The sequence below is a fragment of the Nitrospirota bacterium genome, from assembly GCA_035516965.1.
Lineage (GTDB): Bacteria > Nitrospirota > UBA9217 > UBA9217 > UBA9217 > MHEA01.
Map to the genome: position 1 here is coordinate 25,151 of DATIZR010000060.1, position 25,406 is coordinate 50,556.

Annotated in this window: 24 protein-coding genes and 2 pseudogenes; 23 read left to right on the forward strand and 3 right to left on the reverse strand. The window is 60.3% G+C overall.

Going from position 1 to position 25,406, the window contains the following annotated elements:
- The first annotated feature begins 52 nt into the window (after window positions 1–52).
- The 10 genes and pseudogenes from gspF (at window position 53) to gspN (ending at window position 7,751) form a co-directional block, all read left to right on the forward strand.
- Window positions 53–1,270 (forward strand): type II secretion system inner membrane protein GspF, encoded by a 1,218-nt coding sequence (gene gspF, locus VL197_08790; protein ID HUJ18078.1) that lies wholly within the window; start codon window positions 53–55, stop codon window positions 1,268–1,270.
- 153 nt (window positions 1,271–1,423) lie between these two features.
- Window positions 1,424–1,858, forward strand: a complete 435-nt coding sequence (gspG, locus tag VL197_08795) for a type II secretion system major pseudopilin GspG (GenBank protein HUJ18079.1) — start codon at window positions 1,424–1,426, stop codon at window positions 1,856–1,858.
- Window positions 1,859–1,886: 28 nt separating this feature from the next.
- A complete protein-coding gene (locus VL197_08800; GenBank protein ID HUJ18080.1) occupies window positions 1,887–2,459 on the forward strand; it encodes a prepilin-type N-terminal cleavage/methylation domain-containing protein in 573 nt (190 codons plus the stop codon).
- Window positions 2,460–2,519: 60 nt separating this feature from the next.
- Window positions 2,520–2,945 (forward strand): prepilin-type N-terminal cleavage/methylation domain-containing protein, encoded by a 426-nt coding sequence (locus VL197_08805; protein ID HUJ18081.1) that lies wholly within the window; start codon window positions 2,520–2,522, stop codon window positions 2,943–2,945.
- The gene (locus tag VL197_08810) at window positions 2,938–3,681 is read left to right on the forward strand and encodes a prepilin-type N-terminal cleavage/methylation domain-containing protein (protein HUJ18082.1); all 744 of its coding nucleotides are present in this window, start codon (window positions 2,938–2,940) and stop codon (window positions 3,679–3,681) included. The genes VL197_08805 and VL197_08810 overlap by 8 nt, the downstream gene beginning before the upstream one ends.
- Complete coding sequence (locus VL197_08815; protein ID HUJ18083.1) at window positions 3,678–4,553, forward strand: hypothetical protein; 876 nt, start codon at window positions 3,678–3,680, stop codon at window positions 4,551–4,553. Before VL197_08810 ends, VL197_08815 begins: the two co-directional genes overlap by 4 nt.
- Window positions 4,550–5,887 (forward strand): type II secretion system protein GspL, encoded by a 1,338-nt coding sequence (gspL, locus tag VL197_08820; GenBank protein HUJ18084.1) that lies wholly within the window; start codon window positions 4,550–4,552, stop codon window positions 5,885–5,887. Before VL197_08815 ends, gspL begins: the two co-directional genes overlap by 4 nt.
- A 134-nt stretch (window positions 5,888–6,021) precedes the next feature.
- A pseudogene (locus tag VL197_08825) lies at window positions 6,022–6,375 on the forward strand (GxxExxY protein).
- A gap of 38 nt (window positions 6,376–6,413) precedes the next feature.
- Window positions 6,414–6,914, forward strand: coding sequence for a type II secretion system protein GspM (gene gspM / locus VL197_08830; GenBank protein HUJ18085.1), 501 nt, complete (start codon window positions 6,414–6,416; stop codon window positions 6,912–6,914).
- Window positions 6,915–6,920: 6 nt separating this feature from the next.
- Complete coding sequence (gspN, locus tag VL197_08835; GenBank protein ID HUJ18086.1) at window positions 6,921–7,751, forward strand: type II secretion system protein GspN; 831 nt, start codon at window positions 6,921–6,923, stop codon at window positions 7,749–7,751.
- 100 nt (window positions 7,752–7,851) lie between these two features.
- Here the strand turns inward: gspN and traF are convergent, their stop codons facing one another.
- A complete protein-coding gene (traF, locus tag VL197_08840) occupies window positions 7,852–9,051 on the reverse strand; it encodes a conjugal transfer protein TraF (GenBank protein ID HUJ18087.1) in 1,200 nt (399 codons plus the stop codon).
- Window positions 9,052–9,172: 121 nt separating this feature from the next.
- Between traF and radA the strand changes: the two genes are divergently transcribed.
- From radA to VL197_08890, 10 genes and pseudogenes are all read left to right on the forward strand, one after another.
- Window positions 9,173–10,546: a DNA repair protein RadA gene (gene radA, locus VL197_08845; GenBank protein HUJ18088.1), complete on the forward strand. Its 1,374-nt coding sequence runs from the start codon at window positions 9,173–9,175 to the stop codon at window positions 10,544–10,546.
- A gap of 192 nt (window positions 10,547–10,738) precedes the next feature.
- Window positions 10,739–11,359 carry a hypothetical protein gene (locus VL197_08850; protein ID HUJ18089.1) on the forward strand — a complete coding sequence of 207 codons (621 nt, stop codon included), beginning with the start codon at window positions 10,739–10,741 and terminating at the stop codon, window positions 11,357–11,359.
- A 276-nt stretch (window positions 11,360–11,635) separates the two neighbouring features.
- On the forward strand, window positions 11,636–12,661 hold the full coding sequence (locus VL197_08855; protein ID HUJ18090.1) for a cytochrome c3 family protein: 1,026 nt from the start codon (window positions 11,636–11,638) through the stop codon (window positions 12,659–12,661).
- 195 nt (window positions 12,662–12,856) lie between these two features.
- Window positions 12,857–13,434: pseudogene (locus VL197_08860) on the forward strand (nitroreductase family protein).
- Between the two features lie 146 nt (window positions 13,435–13,580).
- The gene (locus VL197_08865; protein ID HUJ18091.1) at window positions 13,581–14,051 is read left to right on the forward strand and encodes a hypothetical protein; all 471 of its coding nucleotides are present in this window, start codon (window positions 13,581–13,583) and stop codon (window positions 14,049–14,051) included.
- Window positions 14,051–14,662, forward strand: coding sequence for a trimeric intracellular cation channel family protein (locus VL197_08870; GenBank protein ID HUJ18092.1), 612 nt, complete (start codon window positions 14,051–14,053; stop codon window positions 14,660–14,662). Before VL197_08865 ends, VL197_08870 begins: the two co-directional genes overlap by 1 nt.
- Window positions 14,659–15,207, forward strand: coding sequence for a hypothetical protein (locus tag VL197_08875; GenBank protein HUJ18093.1), 549 nt, complete (start codon window positions 14,659–14,661; stop codon window positions 15,205–15,207). Before VL197_08870 ends, VL197_08875 begins: the two co-directional genes overlap by 4 nt.
- A 113-nt stretch (window positions 15,208–15,320) precedes the next feature.
- Window positions 15,321–15,527, forward strand: a complete 207-nt coding sequence (locus tag VL197_08880) for a 4-oxalocrotonate tautomerase family protein (protein ID HUJ18094.1) — start codon at window positions 15,321–15,323, stop codon at window positions 15,525–15,527.
- Window positions 15,528–15,642: 115 nt separating this feature from the next.
- Window positions 15,643–16,671, forward strand: coding sequence for a 3-deoxy-7-phosphoheptulonate synthase (gene aroF / locus VL197_08885; GenBank protein HUJ18095.1), 1,029 nt, complete (start codon window positions 15,643–15,645; stop codon window positions 16,669–16,671).
- Window positions 16,672–16,733: 62 nt separating this feature from the next.
- Window positions 16,734–18,440, forward strand: a complete 1,707-nt coding sequence (locus VL197_08890) for a sigma-54-dependent Fis family transcriptional regulator (protein HUJ18096.1) — start codon at window positions 16,734–16,736, stop codon at window positions 18,438–18,440.
- 6 nt (window positions 18,441–18,446) lie between these two features.
- Here VL197_08890 and VL197_08895 read toward each other — a convergent pair whose 3' ends face one another.
- Both VL197_08895 and VL197_08900 read right to left on the reverse strand, forming a co-directional pair.
- Complete coding sequence (locus VL197_08895; protein ID HUJ18097.1) at window positions 18,447–18,959, reverse strand: hypothetical protein; 513 nt, start codon at window positions 18,957–18,959, stop codon at window positions 18,447–18,449.
- A gap of 266 nt (window positions 18,960–19,225) precedes the next feature.
- Entirely contained in the window at window positions 19,226–20,848 is a 1,623-nt protein-coding gene (locus tag VL197_08900; GenBank protein HUJ18098.1) for an acetolactate synthase large subunit, read from the reverse strand.
- Window positions 20,849–21,569: 721 nt separating this feature from the next.
- On the opposite strand from VL197_08900, the gene prpB reads away from it, so the two are divergent.
- The 3 genes from prpB to VL197_08915 all read left to right on the forward strand — a co-directional run bounded on the left by prpB (window position 21,570) and on the right by VL197_08915 (window position 25,324).
- Window positions 21,570–22,460 (forward strand): methylisocitrate lyase, encoded by an 891-nt coding sequence (prpB, locus tag VL197_08905; GenBank protein ID HUJ18099.1) that lies wholly within the window; start codon window positions 21,570–21,572, stop codon window positions 22,458–22,460.
- Between the two features lie 129 nt (window positions 22,461–22,589).
- Window positions 22,590–23,762 carry a 2-methylcitrate synthase gene (prpC, locus tag VL197_08910; GenBank protein ID HUJ18100.1) on the forward strand — a complete coding sequence of 391 codons (1,173 nt, stop codon included), beginning with the start codon at window positions 22,590–22,592 and terminating at the stop codon, window positions 23,760–23,762.
- 110 nt (window positions 23,763–23,872) lie between these two features.
- Window positions 23,873–25,324 carry a bifunctional 2-methylcitrate dehydratase/aconitate hydratase gene (locus VL197_08915; GenBank protein HUJ18101.1) on the forward strand — a complete coding sequence of 484 codons (1,452 nt, stop codon included), beginning with the start codon at window positions 23,873–23,875 and terminating at the stop codon, window positions 25,322–25,324.
- Window positions 25,325–25,406: the final 82 nt, after the last annotated feature.

A 25,406-nucleotide genomic window follows, 5' to 3' on the forward strand; every position in this document is an offset into this window, starting at 1 on the left:
GCGAATGCAGGGTGTGTATATCTGTGTTCATCTGTGGTTTCCGACAGAAAAAATGCCCGTTTACGAATATAAAGGAGTGACCGCCTCTGGCAAGAAGGTCTCCGGCGTGCAGGACGGAGACGGCCTGAAGGCGGTACGTGCGAAGCTGAAAAAAGACGGGGTCGTGGTCCTCGAGATACAGGAGGGCGGTGCGCTTCGCGCGAGCCGCTCGCGGGAGATCACGTTCCGGAGGCCCGGCGTGCGGCTTGGCGACCTGGCCAACGCGACGCGCCAGCTCGCTACGCTTCTCTCCGCCGGCCTTCCGCTGATGGAGGCGCTCACCGTGATGGTGGAGCAGGAGGAGTCGCCGCCCCTGAAGGCCGCGCTCTCGTCGGTCCGGGACGCCGTCCGGGAAGGCGCGTCGCTTGCCGACGCCCTCAAGGCGAACCCGAAGGTCTTCTCGCCGCTCTTTATCAACATGGTCTCGGCAGGCGAGGCCAGCGGCACGCTCGAGATCACCCTGGCTCGGCTGGCGGATTTCCTGGACGAGCAGGTGCGGTTCCGGGGCAGGTTCGCGGCGGCCCTCGCCTATCCCGTGCTCATGACCGTGATCGGCGTGGCCGTGCTGTTCTTCCTGTTCAGTTTCGTTCTCCCGCGCGTGGTCGGGATGTTCGAGGACATGAAGCAGCAGCTCCCTTTCATGACGATCGCGCTCCTGTGGATGGTGCAGGTCGTATCGAAGGGCTGGTGGGCGATCTTGGCGGCCGTGGGTGCGGCGGTCTATTATGTTCAGCGGTTCTTTGCGACGCCCGCGGGCAAGGCCTGGCGGGACGACCGGGCCCTGAAGCTGCCTCTGTTCGGGACCCTGGTCAGGATGATCGCCGTGTCGCGCTTCACGCGCACCCTCGGGACGTTGCTCCACAGCGGTGTGCCCACGCTTACAGCGCTCGATATCGTTCAGAGCGTGGTCGGGAACTCGGTCCTCGCCGCTGCAATCCAGCGTGCACGCGAGAGCGTGCGCGAGGGTGAATCGATCGCCGAGCCTCTCCGGCGGAGCGGGCTGTTCCCGCCGGTCGTGATCCAGATGGTCAGCGTGGGGGAGCGGAGCGGCGAGCTCGAGCAGATGCTGCTCAAGATCTCAGACTCCTTCGACCGGACCGTCGAAACCCGCATAGCAGCGCTCATGTCGCTGCTCGAACCGGTGATCATCCTGGTGATGGGGCTGGTGGTCGGGTTCATCGTCATCGCGATCATGCTGCCGATCCTTCAGATGAGCTCGGGCGTGAGATGAGATTCATAGTAATAGTAACCACGGGAGCTTCACTCACACGGGCTTCGCGTCACAGATAAAAAAAGGCTCCGCGTTCGTCATCATAAGAGTCTGTGCGTGCGGCAAAGCCGCACCCGTGTTCATCCCTGGTTAAAAATGTTCGGGAGGTTGTTCATGAAGAATCAAAAAGGTTTTACCCTCATCGAGATCATGGTGGTCGTCATCATCCTCGGCCTGCTGGCCGGCCTGGTGCTGCCCCGGATCCTGGGGCAGGAGGAGAAGGCGAAGGTCGAGACCACGAAGGTGCAGATCCGTTCGCTCGAAGGCGCGCTCGATGCGTACAAGCTCGATAACAATTTTTATCCGACCACGGACCAGGGGCTCGACGCGCTGATCAAGAAACCGGAATCGGGCCGCATTCCGGCCAAGTGGCGCGAGGGTGGCTACCTGAAGCCTGCCCGTATCCCCAAGGACCCCTGGGGCAAGGACTACGTGTACCTCTCTCCGGGCAACGAAGGCAGGGAATATGAGATCGTGTCCTACGGCGCGGACGGGGAGCCGGGCGGCGAAGGGAACAACGCAGATATCCAGAGCTGGAAGATGGAGTAGGCCGACGGTTCGGAGCATGGAGTCCGGAGTGAGGAGCATTGAGAAGCAAAAAAGCGCGGTTCCGGCCGGAAGACCGGAGGGTCCTCTCTTCGCATCAGGCACTCTGCACCCCAAGGGTTTTACCCTCATCGAACTTGCTATTGTCATCGTCATCCTCGGCTTCATGATAGCGCTCGTCGCTCCGCGTTTAGGCGAGCTCGGCGAGGCGAACCTGAAGCGGAGCGCGCGGCACCTCACGGGCATGATCCGTTTCCTGCATGAAGAGTCGCAGGCGAAGAAGGCGGCCTACCGCCTGGTGTTCGACATCCAGGACGGAAAGTACTGGGCCGAGGCGCCGTCGCAGCTTTCGGACAAGACATTCGAGTACAAGCGGCTCCAGTCGGTGATCGCCGGCGAGGGGAGCCTTTCGGGCCAGACGACCTTTCGGGACGTCGTTGTTGTCGGCCACCCTGACCAGCCCGTTATCCTCTTCACCCCGGACGGCTGGATCGAGCATGCGATCATCCATCTCCGCGACGGCAGCGACCGCGATTTTTCCCTGGTTTTGAACGCGCTCACGGGAAACACCCAGCTCCTCGATGGATACGTGGAGGAGAAATAATGCATGGTTTGGAGTCATGAGTTCGGAGTGCGGAAGACGGAAAGAAACAGAGAAAAAGATATGGTTAAAGATTCTCCCGCTCGTCCCTCGTCTCTTGTCTCTCGTCGCTCCCGGGGTTTCACGCTGCTCGAGGTCATGGTCGCCGTGGCGATTATGGCCATGGTGCTCGTGACGCTGATCGGGGTCAAGAACCGCAGCATGGAAGATGTGCTGCTGGCGGAGCATATGACCACGGCAACGCTGCTGGCGAAGCGCGAAATGACGGACATGCTCCAGAATCGCGCGAATCTTCCGAAGGAGAACGAGTCCGAAGGCGAGTTTAAGGAGGAGGAGTACAAGGACTACACTTGGAAAAAGACGATCGCTCCCCTTACGATAGAAACCGGGACCGGGACCCTCCCCGTCACCATAAAGGAGCTCAAGGTGGCGGTATTGTGGAAGGAAGGCGGCAGGGACGAGAGCGTTGAGCTGGTGAGCTATGAGTAGAAGTTTCGAGTGCGGAGTGCGGAAGACGGAAAGAAACAGAGAAGAAGATATAGTTAACGGTTCTCCCGCTCGTCCCTCGTCTCTTGTCCCTCGTCGCTCCCGGGGTTTCACACTCCTCGAAGTGCTGCTTGCCATGGCGATCCTTGCCGTGATCATGACCGTCATCTATGCGAGCTTTTCCACGGCCGGGAGGGACGTGGAACAGGCGGAAGCCATGCGGGACGAGACGGACCTGGCCCGCGCGCTGATGACCCGGCTCTCGACGGACATTGCTAATGCCTGGGGCAAGCCGGACCCGAATGGGCCCACGTTCTTTAGAATCCAGAAGGAAGAACTGCAGGACACCAGCGCGGCCACGGGCGAGAAGATCAGGCACGACAGGATCGACCTGACCACGCTCACGAACAGCTGGCCCAGGCTGAACACGAAGGAGACGGAACTCTGGGAGGTCGGCTACTTCCTCAAGGAGAAGCCGGACGGCAAGGGATATTCGCTGTACCGGAGGGAGAAGCGCGAGCTGAGTAATGATGTCCTGGCGGGAGCGGGGCAAGGGGGCGAGGAGTACGAGATCACCGACCGCGTAGAGACGCTCCGTTTCGCGCTCTCCAGTGACGGCACGAACTGGACCGATAACGGGTGGAACAGCAGCGGCTTGCCGAAAACCGTGGAGATAACCATTATCCTCGACAACGGCAGGACATACACCACGCATGTGGATGTGGGGAACCCGTCATGAGCGCGGACACTGATTCGGCCCCTCTGAGGCCGCTGCTTCGGAACGAGCGCGGCGTTGCCCTGCTGATCGTGCTCCTGGTGACGGCGCTCCTGATCGCGCTCATCTTCGAGTTCGCCTACGCGACGCGCATCAGCCTGAACAGTGCCGTCAACTTCCGCGACAGCCAGCGGGCATACTTTCTTGCGCGGTCCGGCATCAATGCTTTTATCGCCGGCGGCCAAGGGCTGCGGGGCTTGATACCGCCGGGAGACTGGTATCCTTTGCCTATTCAGCCGGACGAATCGACGGTCATCATGGTCAAATGGGAGGATGAGTCCGGCAAGATCAAGATCAATGATATAAAAAATGATCCAGCAACGAAGGAGATTGTGACGAGGCTCTTTGAGACTATGAAAGGAATCGATAAAAAAGTAGTGGACGGGATGACCGACCCGAACAGCGGTATCAACAGCGTCAACTTATTGTTATTGTCGGGACTCCATCAGTATATGAGCAATGATGATTTCTTCAAGGTGGCTGACAGTCTGACCGTATCGCCGGTCAGCCTGAACAAAATTACAATTAACATTAACACTGCTTCAACAGACGTGCTGCAAAGCCTTAGTATACCTGCAATGGATGTGGAGAGAATCGTACAAGACAGAAAAGATACGCCATATGCTGACGCTGATCTTACCTCGACAGGGAGGTTATCGAGCATCATCAGGATGCAAGTTAGTGGCTCAAATCTCTCGACTCTATTGACTACCCATTCGGCCGGGTATTATAAGTACTCTGCCCGCGCCGCGGTAGGAGGTTCTGCATCGCCCGTCACCAAGCAGATCGATGCCATTGTGAATGGAAACACCGTCTCCTACTGGAGTTCGTTGTGAAGATCGTCGGTCTTAAAATAGAGAAGGGCATCGTTGCGGCGTCGGTGGTGGAGAAGGATTTCCGCCGAAAGGATCTCGTAGATTCTTTCAGCCAGGCCTTTGCCAGCGATGAAGAGCTCACGGACATCCTGAAAAGCAAGGCGCGGGACTGGGCAGGCGCGAAGATCGTTTCGTCCATTCCGGGGCACCTTTTTACCCAGCGTTTCGTGCAGCTGCCCTTTGCCGACCGCAAGCGAGTGGAAAAGGCACTGCCCTTCGAGATGGAGGACCTGGTGCCCTTCGACCTAGGCGAGGTGGTCATCGACCATGTCGTTCTGAACGCGGCCGCGAACGGCAAGGACTCCGCCGCGCCCAGGGAGTCCCAGGTCCTGGCCATAATGCTGCCGAAGGAGATACTGAAGAAGCACCTGGACCTGCTTGCCGCCGCCGGGATCGACCCGCAGGTCGTCGTCCCCTCGTATGTCGGACTCGAATCCCTCTCGCGCATGATGAAGGCCGAGGGATGCGCACTCCTTGCCTGCGGCAGCGATGTTTGCATGCGGAGCGGACAGGCGGTCAAGGGTCTCCGGAGCTTCTCCGATTCCGCTTCGACGGCAAGCATCCGGCACACGCTCCAGGCGCTCGAGATAGAACAGAAAGAACGGGTCGAGAAGATCTGCTTCCTCTGCCCGGACCACGATTCGGAAGCTCTCTTTACGGACCTCGGCATTGCCGTGGAGCAGGTAGTCCCGGAGTACGGCGGGAAGAAACCGGCAGACCCGCTGACCCTCGGGATCGCCCTGTCCGAGGAGATCAACTTCCGGAAGCAGGAATTCACGTACAAGCTGGTCGACGAGGGGATGCGCAGGAAAAGAAGGACGGTCGTTATCGCAGCATCGATCGCCGCCGTTCTGTTCGCCGTGAACCTCGGGGTGAAGTTCTACCTGGTTGAGACGTCCTACGGCAAGCTGGACAAGGAGATCAAGGCGATCTACCATCAGGCCATGCCCGATGCCAAGATCGTTGGGGATCCCGTGCAGCAGCTCCGCAGCAGCCTGGAAGAAGCCCGCAAGAAGTTCGGAGCGCTCGGGAGCGGGACCTCGGCCCTGGACACGATGAAGGCGGTGACCGACGGGATCCCGAAAGAGGTCCGCGTCAGTTTCCAGGAGTTCAATCTCGAGGGCGACCGGTTGAAGCTCCAGGGCGAAGCGGGCTCCTTCGAGGCCGTGGACAAGATCAAGGCGGAGCTCCAGAAGTCGGAGCTGTTCGGGGACGTCAATGTGCTCGACACCCGGATGGGGACGGACAACAAGGTGAAGTTCCGGCTCGATATCAAACTGAAGCAGGCGCTGTGACATGCGATATAACCACGGATGAACACGGTTAAAAACAGGAAAAAAGCATTTGTAAGATGAGAATCGAAACACGTTATAACCACGGATGAACACGGTTAACTGCTAAAAAATGGCGTCTGAAAAGGAACTACTGCATAGAGAAGTTACAAAGGAAATTATTGACTCTGCTTTTAATGTCCACAATGCAGTCGGGTGCGGTTTGCTTGAAAAGGTATACGGCAATGCCCTTGTCTGGGATGTGGAACTAAAAAAGAAAAAAGTGGTCCCGCAGCAACAATACAGTGATGTATCGGGACAACCAGATCGGCACGTATTACGCCGATCTGGTTGTTGAGGATAAGGTAATAGTGGAAGTAAAATCAGTCGAGAAAATCGATGACATACACCGTGCGCAGCTATTGAACTATCTCAGGATTTCCGGGATTCGAGTCGGTTTGATCATCAATTTTTCGCAACCCAAGTTGGAATACGAAAGGTTTGTAGTTTAAACCGTGTTCATCCGTGGTTATCAAGGGAAGAGGTTTACTTGAAACTCGAAGAACGAGATAAAAAGGTCCTGATCTACGGCGGCATCGCGGCGGCCCTGATCCTGCTCTACGCGCTCGTGCTGTCCCCGCTCTACGGGGACCTTTCCCGGAAGCGGGATGCGATCCCGAAAAAGGAGCGCGACCTTGCCGACATCCGCGTGCTCAAGGGTGAGTACCTCGAGATGCAGCAGCGTCTGCAGCAGCTGCAGGCAGTGGCCGCGCAGCGCGGGCCGCTGCTCACGGAGATCGAGAACATCACCAAGCAGACGAACCTGACCAGCAAGATCGTGTCGCTCAAGCCGCAGACGGGCGTCCAGTCAGCGACCTTCAAGGAGAGCGTCGTCGAGGTGCGGCTGGACAACATTACGCTCTATGACGTCGTGAACTATGTGAACCGGCTCGAGAAGGCGACGCTGCGCATCCGGAAGCTGTATTTCAAGCCCCGCTTCGACAATCCGAAGTTCCTGAACGCCACGATCCTGGTCTCGAGCGCCGGGTAAGCACCGATGATCGACAGAAATACACTCATCCGCAGGTTCTCGTTCGCCGCGTATTTTGTAGCCGCATTCCTGCTCTTCCTTCTCTTCCTGTTCCCCTTCGACCGGATCAAGTCGCGGGTGGAGTCCGAGGTCCGGCTGCGGACGCCCCTCGAGCTGTCCATCGCCCGCATCTCTCCGCGGTTCTTCAACCAATTCCTCCTCTCCGACGTGGTGCTGTCCGACAAGCAGGGAAAGGTGCTGTTCGAAAGCCCGTCGGTGAACACCTCGGTGTCGCTCTTCAGCCTGCTGCGCGGAGGCATGTCCGTCTCGATGAAGGCGGCCGCGTACGGCGGCCAGCTGCTCGTCACGATGCAGCAGGGCCCGGGCAGGCAGTCGGTGATGCTGGACGCGGACGGGCTCGACATCTCGTCCTACACGCTGCTCCGGAACGCAGGCTTCAAGCTGACCGGGAAGGTGGGCGGCAATTTCGAGATGACCAATGATGCGGGCAAGGGGCGTCTCTCGGTGAAAGGCGTGACGTCGCGGGATCTCAAGATCAAGGGCTTTGCAATCCCCGACCTGGATTTCGACAATGGCTGGGTCGAGGCGGATGTGAGGGGCGACCGCCTGATGATCAAGAAGCTGGAGCTCAACGGGAAGGAGCTCACGGTCCGGATCACGGGGGATCTGGTGCTGCGCGAACGGGGTATGATGAACCTCCTGATCAGGTTCAAGCCCTCGGAGCGTCTGGTACATGAGCAGGCCGCGCTGCTCTCACTGTTAAAGGGCCGCGACCCCGAAGGTTTCTACCAGCTTACGCTGGGCGGGCTGCTGTCGGAGCCGACGCCGAGGTTCTGAAAGCGCTTCCCCTGACCCCCTGTCAGGCAGCCGCAACGAAAAAAAGAGCCTGCCCTGAGGCCGGCTCTTTTCGTCTTATAATTCTGCCCCCCGATCGATCTTAGAACCTGAGCGCAATGTCGACCGAAGCATCGCCCTGCCGCTCCTTGAAGTCATACCCCGCGGCCAGATCCAGCCTGAATGCGTAGATCCGGAAGCCGAACCCGGCCGTGTAGATTGCCTTCGAGCTGCTGTCGGCCGTGTTCTTGTTCGCGCCCGCTCTTACGATGACGCTTTCCGACAGGAACGTTTTCTCCAGCCCCACCGCGGCGATCTGGCTCTCATAACCGGGCGTGAGGGTTTCGTTCTTCCTGAGATCATAGTCTGCCGAGAGGGTGAAGGTTTTGGAGGGACGCCAGGCAAGGCCCGCCCGGTACTGCGGGTCCAGGGTCACCTCGTCGGTCCTCGTTACCAGGGTGACATCGCCTGTCGCCTGTTTCTGTGCGAAGAGCCCTGCGACCGGGAAGGACGGCTTGTTCAGGTCCCTGCCGACCACTCCGATGCGGAAGCTTTCAACGGGCACGAACAATATGCCGGCATCCAGAGAGGCCTTGCTGCTGGAGGTCTTGTTCTTCTTCACATCGTCCTTGAAGGTGCTGAATGTCGTCGACGTCAGGCTCTGGGAACTGACGTAGGTGTCGGCATAGATCATCTTGGCATTGACCCCGATGAACAGCTTTTCCGCGAAGGATGTCGCCACAGAGAGCACCGGCTCCCTGAGCACGATCCCGATGCCCGTCGCCGTGGAATCATTGAACGCCACGAAGTTGGGGTCCGTGGGCGTGGCCGAGGTGTGCAGCGAGTCAATCGTCGGGTAGACGCCGGCATAGCCCAATCCCATCGCACTGACGGCTATGGCCGACTTGGACACCGGGATCGAAACGAAAAGACCCGTTGACCCGTCGATGTCCGCACCCGTCTTGGGTTTGTCCAGCTGTGCCAGAATTGATTGCATCTGAGTGATGGCCGCGGGGTCGCCTGCCTGAACAAGCGGGAAAATATCATTGATATTGGTCCAGGTGTCCTTGATGCCCATGTGGTCCTTGACGCCGGCCTCAACGGGTATCCGTATGTCGACACGGCGGTTGTCGGCCAGGGAGGCCGGGTTCCAGTAGACTGCCGTCGAATCATTGACCGCTGCAACGGAGGCTCCGCCCATGCCCAGGGCGCGGGGACCGACGATCGAGAATGGAGCTGCGTGCAGCAGCGTCGGAAAGATCAGGATGATGAGAATGGTTAGAATAGCACTCTGCTTTTTCATGAGAAACTCCTCCCTGCACCTTTTTGTTCTTAATAGCATAACACTGGACAAATTTTTGTCAAGCTAAAGTAGTAGGATGATGGGTTTGACATTCCGGCCATGAACCCCTAGAATATCCCCTATGAAAACGCCGAAATCCAAGACCGTTTATGTATGCCAGTCCTGCGGCACCCAGTCTCCCCGCTGGATGGGAAAATGTCCCGACTGCGGCCAGTGGAACACCATGGTCGAAGAGCGGGTCGAGAAGCCGAGGGATGCCGGGATCGCGAAGCGGCGGAACGGCTCCGAGCCCCTGTTGCTCGGAGATATCCAGGCGCGTGACGAGGACCGGTTCGTGACGAAGATCGGCGAACTCGACCGTGTGCTGGGAGGCGGCATTGTCGCCGGCTCCGTGGTCCTTATCGGCGGCGATCCGGGGATCGGGAAATCCACGCTCGTGCTCCAGATGCTGCGCCAGGTGTCGGAGCTCAGGGGAAAGGCGCTCTACGTAACGGGCGAGGAATCTCCGTCCCAGATCAAGATGCGCGCCGAGCGGCTCGGGGTAAAGGCGGAGAACCTCTACGTGCTGGCCGAGACGTCGCTTGATGATATCATCTTTGCCGCCGACGGGCTCGAGCCCCAGGTGATCGTCGTGGACTCGGTGCAGACGGTGTTCACTTCTGAGCTGCCTTCCGCTCCGGGCAGTGTGGGACAGGTCAGGGAAGTTTCGGGGAGGCTCATGGTCCACGCGAAGCGCACCGGCATACCCACGTTCCTCATCGGACACGTGACCAAGGACGGCGCCATCGCCGGTCCCCGGGTGCTCGAGCACATCGTGGACACGGTGCTCTATTTCGAGGGCGACCGGGGGCATGCTTTCCGCATCCTGCGCGCGGTCAAGAACCGCTTCGGCTCCACGAACGAGATCGGCGTGTTCGAGATGAAGGAGAGCGGCCTGGCAGAGGTGGCCAACCCCTCGGAGATCTTCCTGGCCGAGCGGCCGGCGGACGCCACGGGCTCCGTGGTCGTGTCCTCCTTGGAAGGCACGCGCCCTATCCTGGCGGAGCTCCAGGCGCTCGTGGCGCCGTCGAAGCTCACCATGCCGCGCAGGACCTGCATCGGCGTGGATTTCAACCGCGTGTCGCTGCTTTTGGCCGTGCTCGAGAAAAGGGTCGGCATGCACCTCATGGGCATGGACGTGTTCGTGAACGTGGTGGGCGGCCTCAGGATCGACGAACCCGCAGTGGACCTCGGCGTGATCGCCGCCGTGGCATCGAGCTTCCGGGAGAAGGCCATCAACGCCCAGACCCTGGTCATGGGCGAGGTGGGTCTCGCGGGTGAAGTCCGCGCGATCAGCCAGGCCGAATCGCGGCTCAAGGACGCGGCCAAGCTCGGGTTCACCCGGTGCATCCTTCCCGCGGCGAGCGTCGAAAAGCTGGAGAAGACCGCTGCGCTCAGGAACATGGAACTCCTCGGCGTGAAGAGCGTCGATGAGGCCATGGAGCGGCTGTTCTGAGAGGTTTTGCTTCTCCCGGCGCCGCGGCGCGGTTGACCGGTCATGGTGACGGCAGTGCTGTCAGCGGAGAATACGAGGGAACCTGTTTGTATCAGCTAAAGGCGATTTTCCTTTCTTCCCGCGACCTCCTTTCATGATGGCTTGATAACATTCCATTTGTTTTGGCCCTTTCCCTGTGGTATCCTTCACGCTATGACGATCGGAAGACTCGGGAACCTGTTCGGCACAAGGCGCGGCATGTCGCTCCTTTTCGTGCAGCTTCTGCTCGTGCTCGTCTTCAGCTATTTTTACCGCGGCTACCAGTCGAGCGACAGATGCGTCCAGTGCCACGCCGACAAGGGGAGGATGGCCTCGCTCGGATATCCGCAGTTCGTGATGACCCGCGAGCAGGTCCAGAAGGAGTCGCGCCATCCGAACACCGAATGCCGCGACTGCCACCTGGGGAACGGCCTCTCCGGCGATCCCGCCGGGGCGCACAGGGGCATGCTGAAGCTCATCGTCCTCGATAACGACCTGAACATCATGCCGCGCAAAGGGCATGTCAATCGCCTGCTTCCCGACGGCTCCGACCGGATGCGCGAAATGCTGCCCCGCCTCGCTGACGGCTCCCTCGATTACGATGTCGGCACCCTCCTCTGGCACGACCGGAACACGACCACGCTGGGGTACGATCCCGCCATCGCGCAGAAGACCTGCGGCAAGTCAGGCTGCCATGCCGACGAGGTGAAGCAGTTCAGTACGAGCGTGATGGGAGCGAACTTCCGGCAGCGGTCTATGAGGACGTGGAACGATATCCACGGCCCGAATAACTGAGGGCCGTCCTTTGCGGACACCCTGCCGGTCGGCAGGGCGGAAGGAAACAGGTTCTCCTTCGAAAACACGCAGAAGATCCTGAACGAGATCAATCTTGCGCTCACGAACGACCAGGCCATCGCCAAGCAGAAGGCGTGCAACATCTGCCACGCAGGCTGCCTCGACTGCCACTATGCGCCCAGCCGCGAGCGGGGCAGCCATGCGTTCAGCAGGACGCCGCCGTCGCCGAACTGCACCGGCGGCGGGCGGAGCACCTTCGTCTGTCATGCGGGTACCATGGAGCGGCGAAGGGGCGACAGCTATCTCGGGAAGGATTTTTCCGAGCCGGCAGGCCTGCCGGAGGACGTTCACGTCTCGAAAAAGATCGAGTGTGTTGACTGCCATCAGACCGGGCCCGGCGGCATGGGCCATATCGAACGCAAGGCGACCTGCCAGGACTGCCACATCGAGGTCGAGGAAGCCATGGCAAAGAGCGTGCACAAGAACGTAGCCTGTGCGGCCTGCCACGTGAAGATCCTCGGCGGCTACGAGATGACCTCCTGGGGCCCGGGCATGATCGCCTCCAGGCCGAACCCGTTCAAGAAGTATTCATTATATTACGGCCCGCAGGAACCGCCGATCCTGATCAGGGACCAGAAGGGCACGTGGATGCCGACCAAGATCTGGCCGAACAGCGTCGGCGGGTTCAAGGAGACCATCGCAGCAAGGCAGGGGCTCACGTTCCGGTGGCCCAAGGGCGAGACGCACGATGCCTTTGCGCAGCTCGGGACCTTCAACTTCCCCGGAGGGAACAACAACTATCTCGCGTGGCTCCAGGTCGAGGAGGTTGCCCATCCGCTCGGCAAGTCGCGCACCTGCGGAAGCTGTCATGACTCCGGGACCCAGGTTGCCAGGGTCTCGTGGCACTATTTCGATTCACAGGGGGCCGAGCCCTTTGACGGGAGCCAGAAGGTCGTGGCCGACAGGAACGGGATCCACGTAAAGGACATCAAGGCGGCATCCCCGATGAAACTCATGGAAGGCGGGAAGATCGAGAACTTCGCCGCATGGATGAAACTGGGCGATATCTGGAAAACGAGCGGGGACTTCTCGATCCCGAAGTCCGATCCGGTCAAGTACCGGAACCTCGAACAAGGCATCCGCGATGCAATGCTTCGGCTTGATGCGATCGACAGGCAGCTCAGGGTTCGGGAGGCAAGGGGCGAGGATGTGAAGAAGCTCCGGAGACGGTGGAAAGAGGTCCGCGCCGCGGCAATGCATGAGCCGGCATCGGCTCGGAATTTATTGAACGAAATGAGGTAATACAATTTTAAGGAGGAAGGCGGGTAGAGCTGAGCGTAACCCGATGCTTTTGTCATTCCGGGCTTGCAAGCCCGCCCCGTACTTCATACGGGGGAATCCAGCGGTTCAGATTCGTCGTTAAAGACCCCGGGATTTCCGCTTTCGCAGGAATGAGTGATATTGAAACACGGAGGCTTCTTGACAATCGTCTCCAACATGTCGGATTATCGAAAACCGGACCACGACATCTCCCCTATCTTCGTGAACCGCTGGTCTCCGCGGGCCATGTCCGGGGAGGAGATCACGAGGGAGGAACTGATGCGGCTGTTCGAAGCTGCGAGGTGGGCGCCGTCTTCGAACAACAATCAGTCGTGGCGCTTCCTGTACGCCCTGAGGAGCGGTCCGCACTGGGAAAAGTTTTTCGGATTTCTGACGCCGGGTAACCAGGCATGGTGCAAGAACGCAGCGGTCCTCATCGTGGTGATCTCGAAAACGACTTTCGACTATAACGGCAAGCCCGCCCGTACGCATACCTATGATACCGGCGCTGCCTGGGTGAGCCTTGCGCTCCAGGGGTCCTTCATGGGCCTTGTCGTCCACGGCATGCAGGGATTCAGCTACGACCTGGCGAAGACCGGGCTCAACGTGAGCGACGAGTACCAGGTGGAGGCCATGGCGGCTGTCGGGCGTCCGGGGAACAAGGCAGACCTGCCGCCGGCCCTGCAGGAGCGGGAGTTCCCTCGAATCGAAAGAAGCTCGAGGAGATCGTTTTTGAGGGCGGGTTCGGAACGTAGTGCCGGCGAAATGATGGCCGTTCAGCGCGGAAATCTCCCCTCACTCCTCCTTGCTCCACCCCGGGAGGGAGAAGTCAGGACCGAGGACGGCCGGTAACGGGTCAACAACGCTTGTCACGGTCAGCAGCCACGGAGGATCATCACGCGTGAAAAAGACGATTACCATACTGGGCTACCTCTTCCTCGTGCTGATCGTGGTTCTTGCGACCACGTTTGGTGCCCTCTACCTGATCGGTAAGAAGCTGGACAAAGAGAGCAAGGCGTATGTTGACGCTGCCGTCCCCGCTATCGCCGCCGACTGGGACATCGAGGAACTGAGGAAACGGGCCAGCCCTGAGTTCGACAGCGGCCTGGACTACGACGAAGTCGGGGAATACTTTGATTCGCTCCACGAACTGGGGAAGTTTGAGGCCTATCAAGGCTCCACCGGCGAATCCACCATAGCCATCTCGCTCCGGTACGGGTACGAGGTCACGGCCGATTATACCGCGACGGTCAATTTCGAGACAGGGACGGCCGAGATCCAGGTCTTGCTCATCAAACAGGGGGGCCTCTGGCAGATCCTTGACTTCAAGGTGAGCCCCGAGGCCTATTCCGAGGACAAGAATATCATCTGATGAACACGCTCGTTAAAACCATCGAGATCATCGGGACCTTCGCCTTTGCGCTGTCGGGCATCATCGAGGCGCGCAAGAAGGGCATGGACATCGTCGGCATCTATGCCGTGGCGATGATAACCGCCTTCGGCGGCGGCACGCTGCGCGATTTCATCCTGGACAGGCGCCCGCTCTTCTGGGTCCAGCACTACTGGTACCCGATCATCTTTCTGGGCCTGTCCTTGCTCGGCGGGTCCATCACGAGACACGTGACGGAGCACAGAAGGTCGATGACGACGGTGCTCGTGCTCGACGCGCTCGGCTTGGGCCTCTTCAGCGCAACGGGGGCCTCGCTCGCCCATCAGGCCGGCTTCAACCCGTTCATCGCCTCGCTGCTGGGCGTGACAACGGGGGTCTTCGGCGGTGTGATGCGCGACATCATCTGCAATGAGATCCCCTACGTGTTCCAGCGCACGGAGCTGTATGCCACGTGCGCCTTCATCGGCGCCTGGTGCTACCTCATTGCGATGGACGTCACGGCCAACGATATTTTCGCCGCCGTCGTCTGCATCTCGGTTACATTTCTGTTGCGGATGTTCGCCTTGCGGTATAAAATCAGGCTGCCCATATGACCCTCTCTGTTCCCAGAAGCACCCTCCGCAATACCTATGGATGGGATGTTGAGCTGACGTGCGCGCAGTGCCGGTTTACCGGCATGCCGCGCTATGAGGGCTGGTCGCACGGCCTGAAGACGGACGCAGGCGGCGACGCGGCGGTGTATGCGAAGGTCGCCTGCACGCAATGCGGCCGGAGACTGACGGACGAAGCGGCAGGGAAGCTTGTCGACCTGTTCGCGGGGATCGATACGCCGGACCGGAACAGGAAGCTCATATCCCGTTTCGCGATCCAGCTGGTCCTGGTGCCGTTTGTGCTCGCCTTCGTGCTGTTCTTCGGAACGCAGATGGACTGGTGGGGATGGGGGCTCGGCACGGTCTGGGTCCTGCTGGCATCCGCCGTCTCCATCCCGGCGCTCGCGACGCTGAAGAATAACGGGGTAGCGGATCTGCTCTTGCACTGTGAGTGCGGAAAGCCCCATTATGTATTCATGGGGACGCTGGACGGCTGCTCCTGCTATCGCTGTTTCTCCTGCGGAACGTTGATGAAACTGCGGGAGTAAATCCATTCGACGGTCAGTGCGGCGGGAGCAGCAAGGATGCAATCCCGGATTCGTGGTGGGGATTGCCGCGCTCCCTCCGGTCGCACGCACTGACGGAAACCAGGGAGGTTCTCATGCCGTACGTCAATATCAAGATCACCAGGGAAGGCGCAACCGCCGAACAGAAGAAACGCCTCATCGAGGGGACGACCAGGATGCTCCATGACATCCTGGGGAAGAACCCCCAGACCACGGTCGTGGTCATCGAGGAAGTGGAAACGGACAACTGGGGCATCGGCGGCGAGACGATCACCGAACGCAGGAAACGGGAGAAGAAGTAGACATCGCATTAATCTGTCATTCCGGGCGAGACCTGGAATCCAGCGGCTTTGGTCTAAAGAATTAGACTCTGGATTCCCGCTTTCGCGGGAATGACGAATTCTCAAGGAGCTCTTCATGCTTATCGTGATGCACCACTGGGCCACAGACAAGGACGTCGCACTGGTGAAAAAGACGATAACTTCCATGGGGCTGAAGCCCGTCGCGATCCCGGGGGCCGAGCGTACGGCCATCGGGATCATCGGCAACCAGGGCAGGGTGAACGACGCACCGCTCCGGGGCATCAAGGCGATCCTGGAGATCATCCATGTGACCAAGCCCTACAAGCTTGTGAGCCGGGACTTCCATCCCCGCGATTCGGTCGTGACGCTGGGCGGAAAGGTCCGGGTCGGCGGCACGTCGCCCTTCCTCGTGATCGCAGGACCCTGCGCGGTCGAGAGCAGGGACCAGCTCATGAAGACGGCGCGCCTGCTCAGGAAGACGGGCGTTCCCGTGCTCCGCGGCGGCGCGTACAAACCGCGGACAAGCCCGCACAGCTTTCAGGGTCTGCGCGAGGGCGGGCTGGAGCTGCTCGACGAGGTCAGGAAAGAGACGGGCCTCCTGGTCGTGACCGAGGTCGTGAGCCCGGAGCATGTCGGCCTCGTAGCCGATCATGTGGACATCCTCCAGGTCGGCGCGCGGAACATGCAGAACTTCGATCTCCTGACCGAGGTCGGCAAGATCAGGAAACCGGTCATCCTGAAGCGGGGACTCTCGGGGACGGTCGAGGAATGGCTCGGCTCCGCTGAGTACATCCTGCTCGGCGGCAACCCGAACGTCATTCTCTGCGAGCGCGGCATCCGCACCTTCGAGACCGCGACGCGGAACACGGCCGACCTCGCCATCATACCGCTCGTGAAGGAGAGGACCCATTTGCCGGTCATCTTCGATCCGAGCCACGCCACGGGCAAGAGAAATCTCGTCGGCCCCATGGCTCTGGCATCGGTCGTCGCAGGCGCGCAGGGCGTGATGGTCGAGGTCCATCCCGACCCCGAACACGCCCTTTCCGACGGCCCCCAGTCGCTGCACTTCAGGGAATTCGAGAAGCTGCGGGCGCAGATAAAAAACCTGGAAACATTCGTCAAACAGAAGATCGCCGGCGCTTGAAAAAATCATAAACCGCGGGTCCTGAAAGTCGAACCCGTGTACATCCGTGGTTAACAATCCTTATGAACAAGAGCATCGAGATCATACTGGACTCGACCCACGACGGGATGATCGCCATCGATCAGGATGGCCTGGTCACGCTCTTCAATAAGGCCGCAGAGCGAATCACCGGCCTCAAGGCCTCCGCTGTCATCGGCCGGAAGGCGGCCGACGTCATCCCCAACACGCGCCTCCCGCTCATTCTCTCCACGGGCGAAGCCGAACTCAACCAGCAGCAGACCATCGGCCAGGCCGCCATCATCACGAACCGCGTTCCCCTGCGCGATGAGGCGGGCCGGCTCGTCGGCGCTGCGGCGGTGTTCCGCGACGTGTCCGAGATCAAGGCCCTGACGGAGCGGGTGTCGGACCTATGGTCGGCGCGCAACCTGCTCGAGGCGGTGATCGATGCCACGGAAGACGCCATTTCCGTCGCCGACGAGAACGGCAACACCATCATCATCAATCGCGCCTATACCCGCATCACGGGGCTGCACCGGGACGAGGTCGTCAACAAACCCGTGACCGTCGATATCGCGGAAGGCGAGAGCATGCATCTGCAGATCCTCAAAACGGGCAGGCCCGTCCGTAATGTCCGGATGCGGGTCGGGCCTGCACGGAAGGAGGTCATCGTCAACGTTGCCCCGATCCTCATCGACAACAGGGTCCGCGGCAGCGTCGGCGTGATCCACGACATCTCCGAGATCATGGGCCTTACCGAGGAGCTTGCCAATGCGCGGAAGCTCATTCGACGCATCGAGGCGCGCTATACCTGGGACGACATCGTGGGTGCGAGCGCGTCGCTGGCGCAGGCCAAGGACATGGCCATGCGCGCGGCCGAGACGCCTGCCACGGTACTTTTGCGCGGAGAGAGCGGGACCGGCAAGGAGCTCTTTGCCCACGCGATCCACAACGCGAGCCGCAGGAGCAGGGGCCAGTTCGTGCGCGTGAACTGCGCGGCCCTGCCCGAGAGCCTGCTGGAAAGCGAGCTCTTCGGCTACGAGGAGGGCGCCTTCACCGGCGCGGTCAAGGGGGGCAAGCGTGGCCTTTTCGAGGAGGCGGGCAGGGGGACCATCTTCCTGGATGAGATCGGCGAGATCGCGTCGCCGCTCCAGAAGAAGCTTCTTCGCGTATTGCAGGAAAAGGAGATCATGAAGGTCGGCAGCACCGTTCCGCTCCCTGTGGACGTGCGGGTCATTGCGGCGACCAACGCGAACCTGGAGCAGATGGTCAGGGACCGCACCTTCCGCGAGGACCTATACTACCGCCTGAACGTGCTGCCCATCCGGATCCCGCCGCTCCGGGACATCAGCGACGACATCCCCCTGATCGCGAACCATCTGCTCATCAGGCTGAACAAGGACTACGGACGGCAGGTGGAGCGGATCAGCAACGGGGCAATGGAGGCTCTGAAGGGATATCCCTGGCCCGGAAACGTGCGGGAGCTCGAGAGCGTGATCGGGCGCGCCATGATCAACATGAAACCCGCGGACAGGACCATCGAGGCAATGCACCTGCCGCTCTTCGAAAGCGAACGGATCGGCCGGATCATCCTCGGCACCGCGCCGGGACCGGTCGTGCCCCTGAGCCAGGCGATCGCCGAGGCCGAGAAAGCGGCGATCGAGCGCGCGCTTCACGAAGCCAAGGGAAACCGCGAACAGGCTGCGCAGCTCCTCGGCACGGCAGTCAGGAACCTGTATTACAAAATGAGGAAGCACAAGATAAAGCTGTAGGTTACGTTACGCATTCCGCAGAACTTTGAGCGCCATCTTGTCGTCGGCGGTCTTGATCACCGAAGTTGCCGTCTTCCCTGAGCTTGTCGTGGCGTAAAAATAATAGATATTGATGCCCGCCTCTGCGATGACCTTCGCTATCCTCTCCAGCGACCCCGGCTTGTTCGGCGTTTCTACCATGAGCACCGACGATTCGTGGATCTCGAGAGCCCCGATCCTGTCAAGAGCCTTTTCCGCCTTTACGAGGTCGTCCACGATCAGCGTGAACGTGGCCTTGTCGCGGAAGCCGCTTGCCGAGTATCCGGTTGCCGCCAGGATGTTCACGTTCTCCGCGGCAACGGCCGCGGCCACTTTCGCGGTCAGCCCGATGCGGTCATCAAACGTGGCCGTGATCTCCTTCGCGGTATGGACGGTATACGCGGGGGCCGCGGATGTCTTCGCCAATGCCACGGCCTTCGCGGTACGCTTGATTGCCGCCTTCCTGGATTTCTTCGCTGCCGCTTTTTTCGCCTTAGCCATGTTTTTCTCTCCTTATATAATGAAGTAGCAGAATCGTGCCGGGCCGGAACGCGAACCCGGCATCCTCATGCCATGATGTCAATTGCAGCAGTTCATTTCACGTGAAACTATATCATAAGACGAAGCTTCCATACAGGAATTTCAACGAATTGGTGCCCTGGAGGCATTCATCATTCCCGAATGCTCCGATCGGGAATCCAGTTTCTTTGCGATGAGTCCCGGATTCCGGGTCACGTCCGGAATGAGGCAGAAAAATACTTTCACTTCTAAAGCAGCTTATAGATCAGCTCATTGTCCGAATAATCGATGGGGACATCGATGATGACGGGCACGTCCCTGGTCAAAGCATCGCGGAGCAGGGAGGTGAAGTCATCGTTTTTCGTGAGACGCAGGCCCATTGCGCCGAAGCCCTCTGCAACCTTGACAAAGTCGGGGTTCGCGAAGTCGACGCCAAAGGACGTACCGAACTTGTTCGTCGACTTCCACTTGATGAGGTTGTATCCGCCGTCGTTGAAGACGACGATCGCCATGCCCAGCTTCATCCGGACCGCGGTCTCGAGGTCCTGCAGGTTCATCAGGAAGCCTCCATCGCCCGAGAGTGCGACGACCTTGCGTTCCGGATGCAGGAGCTTGGCCGCCACAGCCGTGGGGAGCGAGAATCCCATGGATGCGAAGCCGTTCGACAGGATGAAGGTGTTGTTGTCATAGACGGGGTAGAATTTAGCCGCCCAGAACTTGCACGTGCCCACGTCCGAGACAAGGATGTCGGAGTCGCCGAGCACCTTTCTGATGCCGTACAGCACCTGCGGGGGCCGGATCGGCCAGGTCTTCTGCGACCCGATGCGCTCGAACTCGTCGCGGAAGCCGGCGTGGAGATCGATGGCGCACTGGCTCTTCTTGTTCGTGCTGAGCATGCCCTCGAGGAGCTCCACGCTCTCCCGGATGTCGGAAACGATCTCGACCTCGGGCACGTAGTGGAGGTCGACCTCGCTCGACGTGAAGTCAATATGGATGATCTTCTTGTCGAGCCCGGGGTTCCAGTTCTTCGGCGCATACTCGACGAGCCCGTACCCGACGGCGATGATGAGGTCGGCCCGCTTGAATACGTCCCCGATCTGGCGGTCGTTCGCCAGGCCGATGGCGCCGATGCAGGAGGGGCTCTTTGCGCTGAGCGCCCCCTTGCCCATGAAGGTCGTGACCACGGGGATGCAGAGCAGTTCGGCGAACTGCCGGAGCTGGGCGTTCGCGCCCTTGCGCACGACGCCGTGGCCGGCCAGGATCACGGGAAACTCGGCCGCCTCGATCAGGTCGGCGGCCTTCCGGAGGGACTGCCGGTCAGGCGAGCTCCTCCTCGCCCTGATGGGCGGTATCATCGCGGCATACATGTCGTAGACCTTCATGGATGCAATGTTCTCGGGAAGCTCGAGGTGCGTGGGGCCGGGCTTTTCCGCTTCGGCGAGCTTGAAGGCCTTCCGGACCATCTCGGGGATGACCTCGGGCGTCTCGATCCGGCCGTTCCATTTGGTCACGCTCTCGCACATCTCGACGATATTGATGTACTGGTGCGACTCCTTGTGGATCCGCTTGAGGTCCGCCTGGCCCGTGATCGCAACCACGGGCGAGGCATCGAGATAGGCATCGGCAACGCCGGTCAGGAGATTCGTGGCGCCCGGTCCCAGGGTCGCCAGGCAGACGCCGGCCCTGCCCGTGAGCCTGCCGTACGCATCGGCCATGAAGGCAGCAGCCTGCTCATGGCGGGTGACGATGAACCGTATCTTCGAGGTCCTGAGCGATTCCATGAGGTCAAGCGTCTCTTCGCCCGGGATGCCGAAGATATACTCCACTCCCTCATTCTCGAGGCATTTGACCAGCAGGTCCGAGGCCTTCATGTTGGCGATACCCCCTTGGATTCAAAACCGTAGAGTCAGCATCCTTCTCCACCTTCACCACTGAGGACGCAGTGGATGCCGGGGAAAACCTGACCACGACAAGACAGGGGAATGCTGTCTATCGCAGCGGCGCAGAGTTCGGATCTTGAATCCTGAGACTTGAAACCTTGGCCTTGAATCCTTCTCTGCGTCCTCCGCGTGCTCCGCGAGAGACGGTTTTTTGGTTCCGTCCGTCCCTGCATACATCAAGCTGGGACTTGATATCCATTATGCCATAGAAATTGAAATGAAATAACCTGCGTGCAAATATTTTCAAACATGAACATTCTTGCATGAACGCCGCATCCGCGTACGCTATACTCATCCCTTCAAATGCTCTGTATTTCGGCCGTTTAATGATTTTTCATTTACCCTGAGGCCTTCTGGAACGATACTTGCTCTTACTATTATGCATTAAGCGTTCCCCGGTCAATCCCGCGACTTGCAATTCCCCGGCTTCTGCCGGGTGGAATGCGTCGTAACCCGCGGGAGGTCGCTATTATTAGGGAGCCTCCGGCTCCTGCCCGAGGGGGCTCCACTCCCGCCATCGGGCGTCCGATTACCGCTTGACTTCGGAGAGTAAGGAAACATATAGTAGCTTGTTCTGTCGCATTGTCCGTATAGCGCCATCCCGATTTCAGATGGAAAGGGAGCGGCCTTATTCTCCGGGGAGGATCTCAGCATGACGAAACAGAACTCAGCAGGCGCCCGCTTCCGGGCGGCGATCAACGAGGAGAAGCCACTGCAGGTGGTCGGCGCGATCAATGCCTATGCCGCTCGGCTCGCCGAGCGCTCCGGGTTCAAGGCGCTCTACGTCTCGGGCGGCGGCGTTGCCGCGAGTTCGCTCGGCGTTCCCGATCTCGGCATCAGCACTATGGACGACGTGCTGACCGACGTCCGGAGGATCACGGACATCTCGAGCCTTCCCGTCCTGGTCGACATCGACACGGGCTGGGGCGGCGCTTTCAACATAGCGCGCACGATCAGGTCCATGATCAAGTTCGGCGCCGCGGCCGTCCACATCGAGGACCAGGTGCAGGCGAAGCGCTGCGGCCACCGGCCGGGCAAGGCGATCGTGCCGAAGGAAGAGATGGTGGACCGCATAAAGGCCGCCGTCGACGCCAGGACAGATCCCGCCTTCGTCATCATGGCGCGGACCGATGCCATCGCCGTCGAGGGAGTCGATGCGGCGATCGACCGGGCCGTTGCCTGCGTCGAGGCCGGCGCGGACATGATCTTTCCGGAAGCCGTGAAAGACCTCGCAACGTACAAGAAATTCGCACAGGCAGTCAAGGTCCCGGTCCTGGCCAACATCACCGAGTTCGGCTCCACCCCGCTCTTCACTGTCGAGGAGCTTCGCTCGGCGGACGTGTCCCTGGCCCTTTACCCCCTGTCCGCGTTCCGCGCCATGAGCAAGGCGGCCCTCGCCGTGTACGGCGCCATCCGGAAGGAGGGGACGCAGAAGAACGTGGTCGACCAGATGCAGACCCGCGCGGACCTCTATGACTATCTCGGGTATCATGCCTTTGAGCAGAAGCTTGACGAGGTTTTCGGAAACATAAAAAAACAATAATGGCGTTTTCGCGCAAAGGCGCCAGGCTCGCAAAGAAAGGCCAAATCATTAGGTCGTCAAACTAAGACTTAAGATTTCCTTTGCGTCTTTGAGCGAGACGCAGTGCTTTTAATTTAAGGAGGACAAACCATGAGCTCGAATACCGGCGCACCAGTAGCAGCGGACCCCGCTGCCCCGAAAGTGAAGAAATCCGTCGCCCTGTCGGGCGTGATCGCGGGAAACTCGGCGGTCTGCACCGTGGGCCGTACCGGGAACGACCTGCATTACCGCGGATACGACATCATCGAAATGGCGAGGCTCTCGACCTTCGAGGAGACCGCCTATCTCCTGATCCACGGCGACCTTCCCACGGAGTCGCAGCTGAAGGACTACCGCAAGAAGCTGAAGCAGCTGCGCGGCCTGCCCCACCAGGTCAAGACGGTGCTCGAGCTTATTCCGGCATCGGCCCATCCCATGGACGTGATGCGCACCGGCTGCTCCATCCTCGGCAACGTGCTGCCTGAGAAGGACGACCAGAACATACCGGGCGCCCGGGACATCATTGACCGACTGATCGCCTCCTTCGGATCCCTGCTCCTGTACTGGTGGCACTACAGCCAGAACGGCCGCAGGATCGACGTGGAAACCGACGACGATACCGTGGCCGGCCATTTCCTGCACCTGCTGCACGGCCGGAAGCCTTCCCCGCTCCATGAGAAGGCGCTCGACCAGTCCCTGATCCTCTACGCGGAGCACGAGTTCACGGCCTCGACCTTCACCGCGCGTGTGATCGCCGGCACGCTGTCGGACTCCTATTCCGCCATCACCGGGGCCATCGGCGCCCTCCGGGGGCCGAAGCACGGGGGCGCGAACGAGGCAGCCCACGAGATCCAGCGCCGGTACCGCACGCCCGACGAGGCGGAGGCGGACATCATGGCCCGCGTGGCGCGGAAGGAGATCGTAATCGGCTTCGGCCACCCGGTGTACACGGTGAGCGATCCCCGGAACCAGACGATCAAGGCGATCGCCAGGGGGCTCTGCGAGGACGGCGGCAACATGAACCTGTTTTCCATCGCGGACCGCATCGAAGCGGTGATGAAGCGCGAAAAGAACATGTTCGCGAACCTCGACTGGTATTCCGCGGTGGCCTACCATATGATGGGTGTGCCCACCTCGCTCTTCACCCCGATCTTCGTCATCTCGCGGACCACGGGATGGGGCGCGCACGTGATCGAGCAGCGGCTTGACAACAAGATCATCCGGCCTTCAGCAAACTATACCGGCCCCGATGACCGGAAGTACGTGCCGATCAGGGAGAGATAGTCACCAACAGCAAGGGCAGGATACATCTGGCCTTTCTTTGCGACTTTGCGCGAGACTTGTCCCGTTTATTTACAGGATGCCGATCAATTCAAGAAAGGAAACATCCCTTCATGAGTTCCCACCTCTCCAACGTCCGGCCTGAACCGGACAAGGTCCTCGTCGATATCGCAGAGTATGTCAAGAATTACACGATCACGTCCGATGAGGCCTTCGAGACTGCCCGGCACTGTCTCATCGACACCATCGGCTGCGGCATCGAGGCGCTGGGCTACCCGGCCTGTACGAAGCTGCTCGGGCCGATCGTTCCCGGCACCATCGTCCCGAACGGGGCCAAGGTGCCCGGCACGCAGTTCCGGCTCGATCCCGTGCAGGCGGCGTTCAACATCGGCGCAATGGTCCGCTGGCTCGACTTCAACGATACGTGGCTCGCTGCCGAGTGGGGCCACCCATCGGACAACCTCGGCGGCATCCTGGCCACCGCGGACTGGCTTTCCCGCACACGCATTGCGAACGGCAAGGAGCCGCTCATCATGAACACCGTGCTCGAGGCCATGATCAAGGCGCACGAGATCCAGGGCGTGATGGCGCTCGAGAACGCCTTCAACCGCGTGGGCCTGGACCACGTGGTGCTCGTGAAGGTGGCTTCGGCCGCCGTGTGCGCCTGGCTCATGGGAGGCACGCGGGACGAGATCGCAAACGCCGTGTCGCAGGCCTTCGTGGACGGCCAGTCCCTCCGGACCTACCGCCATGCGCCGAACACCGGCTCGCGCAAGTCCTGGGCCGCCGGAGACGCTACGAGCCGGGCCGTGCGCCTCGCCCTCTTCTCGATCAAGGGGGAGATGGGCATCCCGAGCGTGCTGACCGCCAAGGGATGGGGATTCTACGACGCGCTCTTCAGGGGAAAGGAATTCAAGTTCCAGCGGCCCTACGGCTCCTACGTGATGGAGCAGGTGCTGTTCAAGATCTCCTTCCCGGCGGAGTTCCATTCCCAGACCGCCGTCGAAGGCGCCATGATGCTGCATACAAAGCTGAAGGGGATGGGCAGGACCGCTGCCGACATCAGGAAGATCACCATCCGGACCCACGAGGCGGCCATCCGCATCATCGACAAGAAGGGCCCGCTCAGCAATCCCGCGGACCGCGACCACTGCATCCAGTACATGGTCGCCGTGCCGCTCATCTTCGGCCGGCTCACGGCCCAGGACTACGAGGACGGCGTTGCGGCCGACCCGCGCATCGACGCGCTGCGCGACAAGATCACCTGCGTCGAGGACCTGCAGTTCACGAAGGACTATCATGATCCGGAAAAGCGCTCCATCGCCAACGGCCTGACCGTCGAGCTGAACGACGGCACGGTCCTTCCCGAGGTCGTGGTAGAATACCCCATCGGACACCGCCGCAGGCGCAGCGAAGGCATGCCGGTCCTGGTCGAGAAGTTCAAGACCAATCTCGGCCGACGCTTCCCGGCGAAGCAACAGAAAGCGATCCTCGATGTCTCGCTCGACCGCCGGAGGCTCGAGGCCATGCCGGTGAACGAGTATGTGGACCTGTACGTGATATGAAGGCTGACTGACAAGCCTGTTTCGAACCGGGAAGATTTTTTCGCGCAAAGCCGCAAAGACGCAAAGAAGGCAATAGCTTGTT

Excerpts from the sequence above, each read along its gene's own strand:
- gspF (HUJ18078.1), top strand. The coding sequence starts at position 53 with ATGCCCGTTTACGAATATAAAGGAGTGACCGCCTCTGGCAAGAAGGTC.
- gspG (HUJ18079.1), top strand. The coding sequence starts at position 1,424 with ATGAAGAATCAAAAAGGTTTTACCCTCATCGAGATCATGGTGGTCGTC.
- VL197_08805 (HUJ18081.1), top strand. The coding sequence starts at position 2,520 with ATGGTTAAAGATTCTCCCGCTCGTCCCTCGTCTCTTGTCTCTCGTCGC.
- VL197_08810 (HUJ18082.1), top strand. The coding sequence starts at position 2,938 with ATGAGTAGAAGTTTCGAGTGCGGAGTGCGGAAGACGGAAAGAAACAGA.
- VL197_08815 (HUJ18083.1), top strand. The coding sequence starts at position 3,678 with ATGAGCGCGGACACTGATTCGGCCCCTCTGAGGCCGCTGCTTCGGAAC.
- gspN (HUJ18086.1), top strand. The coding sequence starts at position 6,921 with ATGATCGACAGAAATACACTCATCCGCAGGTTCTCGTTCGCCGCGTAT.
- traF (HUJ18087.1), bottom strand. The coding sequence starts at position 9,051 with ATGAAAAAGCAGAGTGCTATTCTAACCATTCTCATCATCCTGATCTTT.
- radA (HUJ18088.1), top strand. The coding sequence starts at position 9,173 with ATGAAAACGCCGAAATCCAAGACCGTTTATGTATGCCAGTCCTGCGGC.
- VL197_08850 (HUJ18089.1), top strand. The coding sequence starts at position 10,739 with ATGACGATCGGAAGACTCGGGAACCTGTTCGGCACAAGGCGCGGCATG.
- VL197_08855 (HUJ18090.1), top strand. The coding sequence starts at position 11,636 with ATGGAGCGGCGAAGGGGCGACAGCTATCTCGGGAAGGATTTTTCCGAG.
- VL197_08870 (HUJ18092.1), top strand. The coding sequence starts at position 14,051 with ATGAACACGCTCGTTAAAACCATCGAGATCATCGGGACCTTCGCCTTT.
- VL197_08875 (HUJ18093.1), top strand. The coding sequence starts at position 14,659 with ATGACCCTCTCTGTTCCCAGAAGCACCCTCCGCAATACCTATGGATGG.
- VL197_08880 (HUJ18094.1), top strand. The coding sequence starts at position 15,321 with ATGCCGTACGTCAATATCAAGATCACCAGGGAAGGCGCAACCGCCGAA.
- aroF (HUJ18095.1), top strand. The coding sequence starts at position 15,643 with ATGCTTATCGTGATGCACCACTGGGCCACAGACAAGGACGTCGCACTG.
- VL197_08890 (HUJ18096.1), top strand. The coding sequence starts at position 16,734 with ATGAACAAGAGCATCGAGATCATACTGGACTCGACCCACGACGGGATG.
- VL197_08895 (HUJ18097.1), bottom strand. The coding sequence starts at position 18,959 with ATGGCTAAGGCGAAAAAAGCGGCAGCGAAGAAATCCAGGAAGGCGGCA.
- VL197_08900 (HUJ18098.1), bottom strand. The coding sequence starts at position 20,848 with ATGAAGGCCTCGGACCTGCTGGTCAAATGCCTCGAGAATGAGGGAGTG.
- prpB (HUJ18099.1), top strand. The coding sequence starts at position 21,570 with ATGACGAAACAGAACTCAGCAGGCGCCCGCTTCCGGGCGGCGATCAAC.
- prpC (HUJ18100.1), top strand. The coding sequence starts at position 22,590 with ATGAGCTCGAATACCGGCGCACCAGTAGCAGCGGACCCCGCTGCCCCG.
- VL197_08915 (HUJ18101.1), top strand. The coding sequence starts at position 23,873 with ATGAGTTCCCACCTCTCCAACGTCCGGCCTGAACCGGACAAGGTCCTC.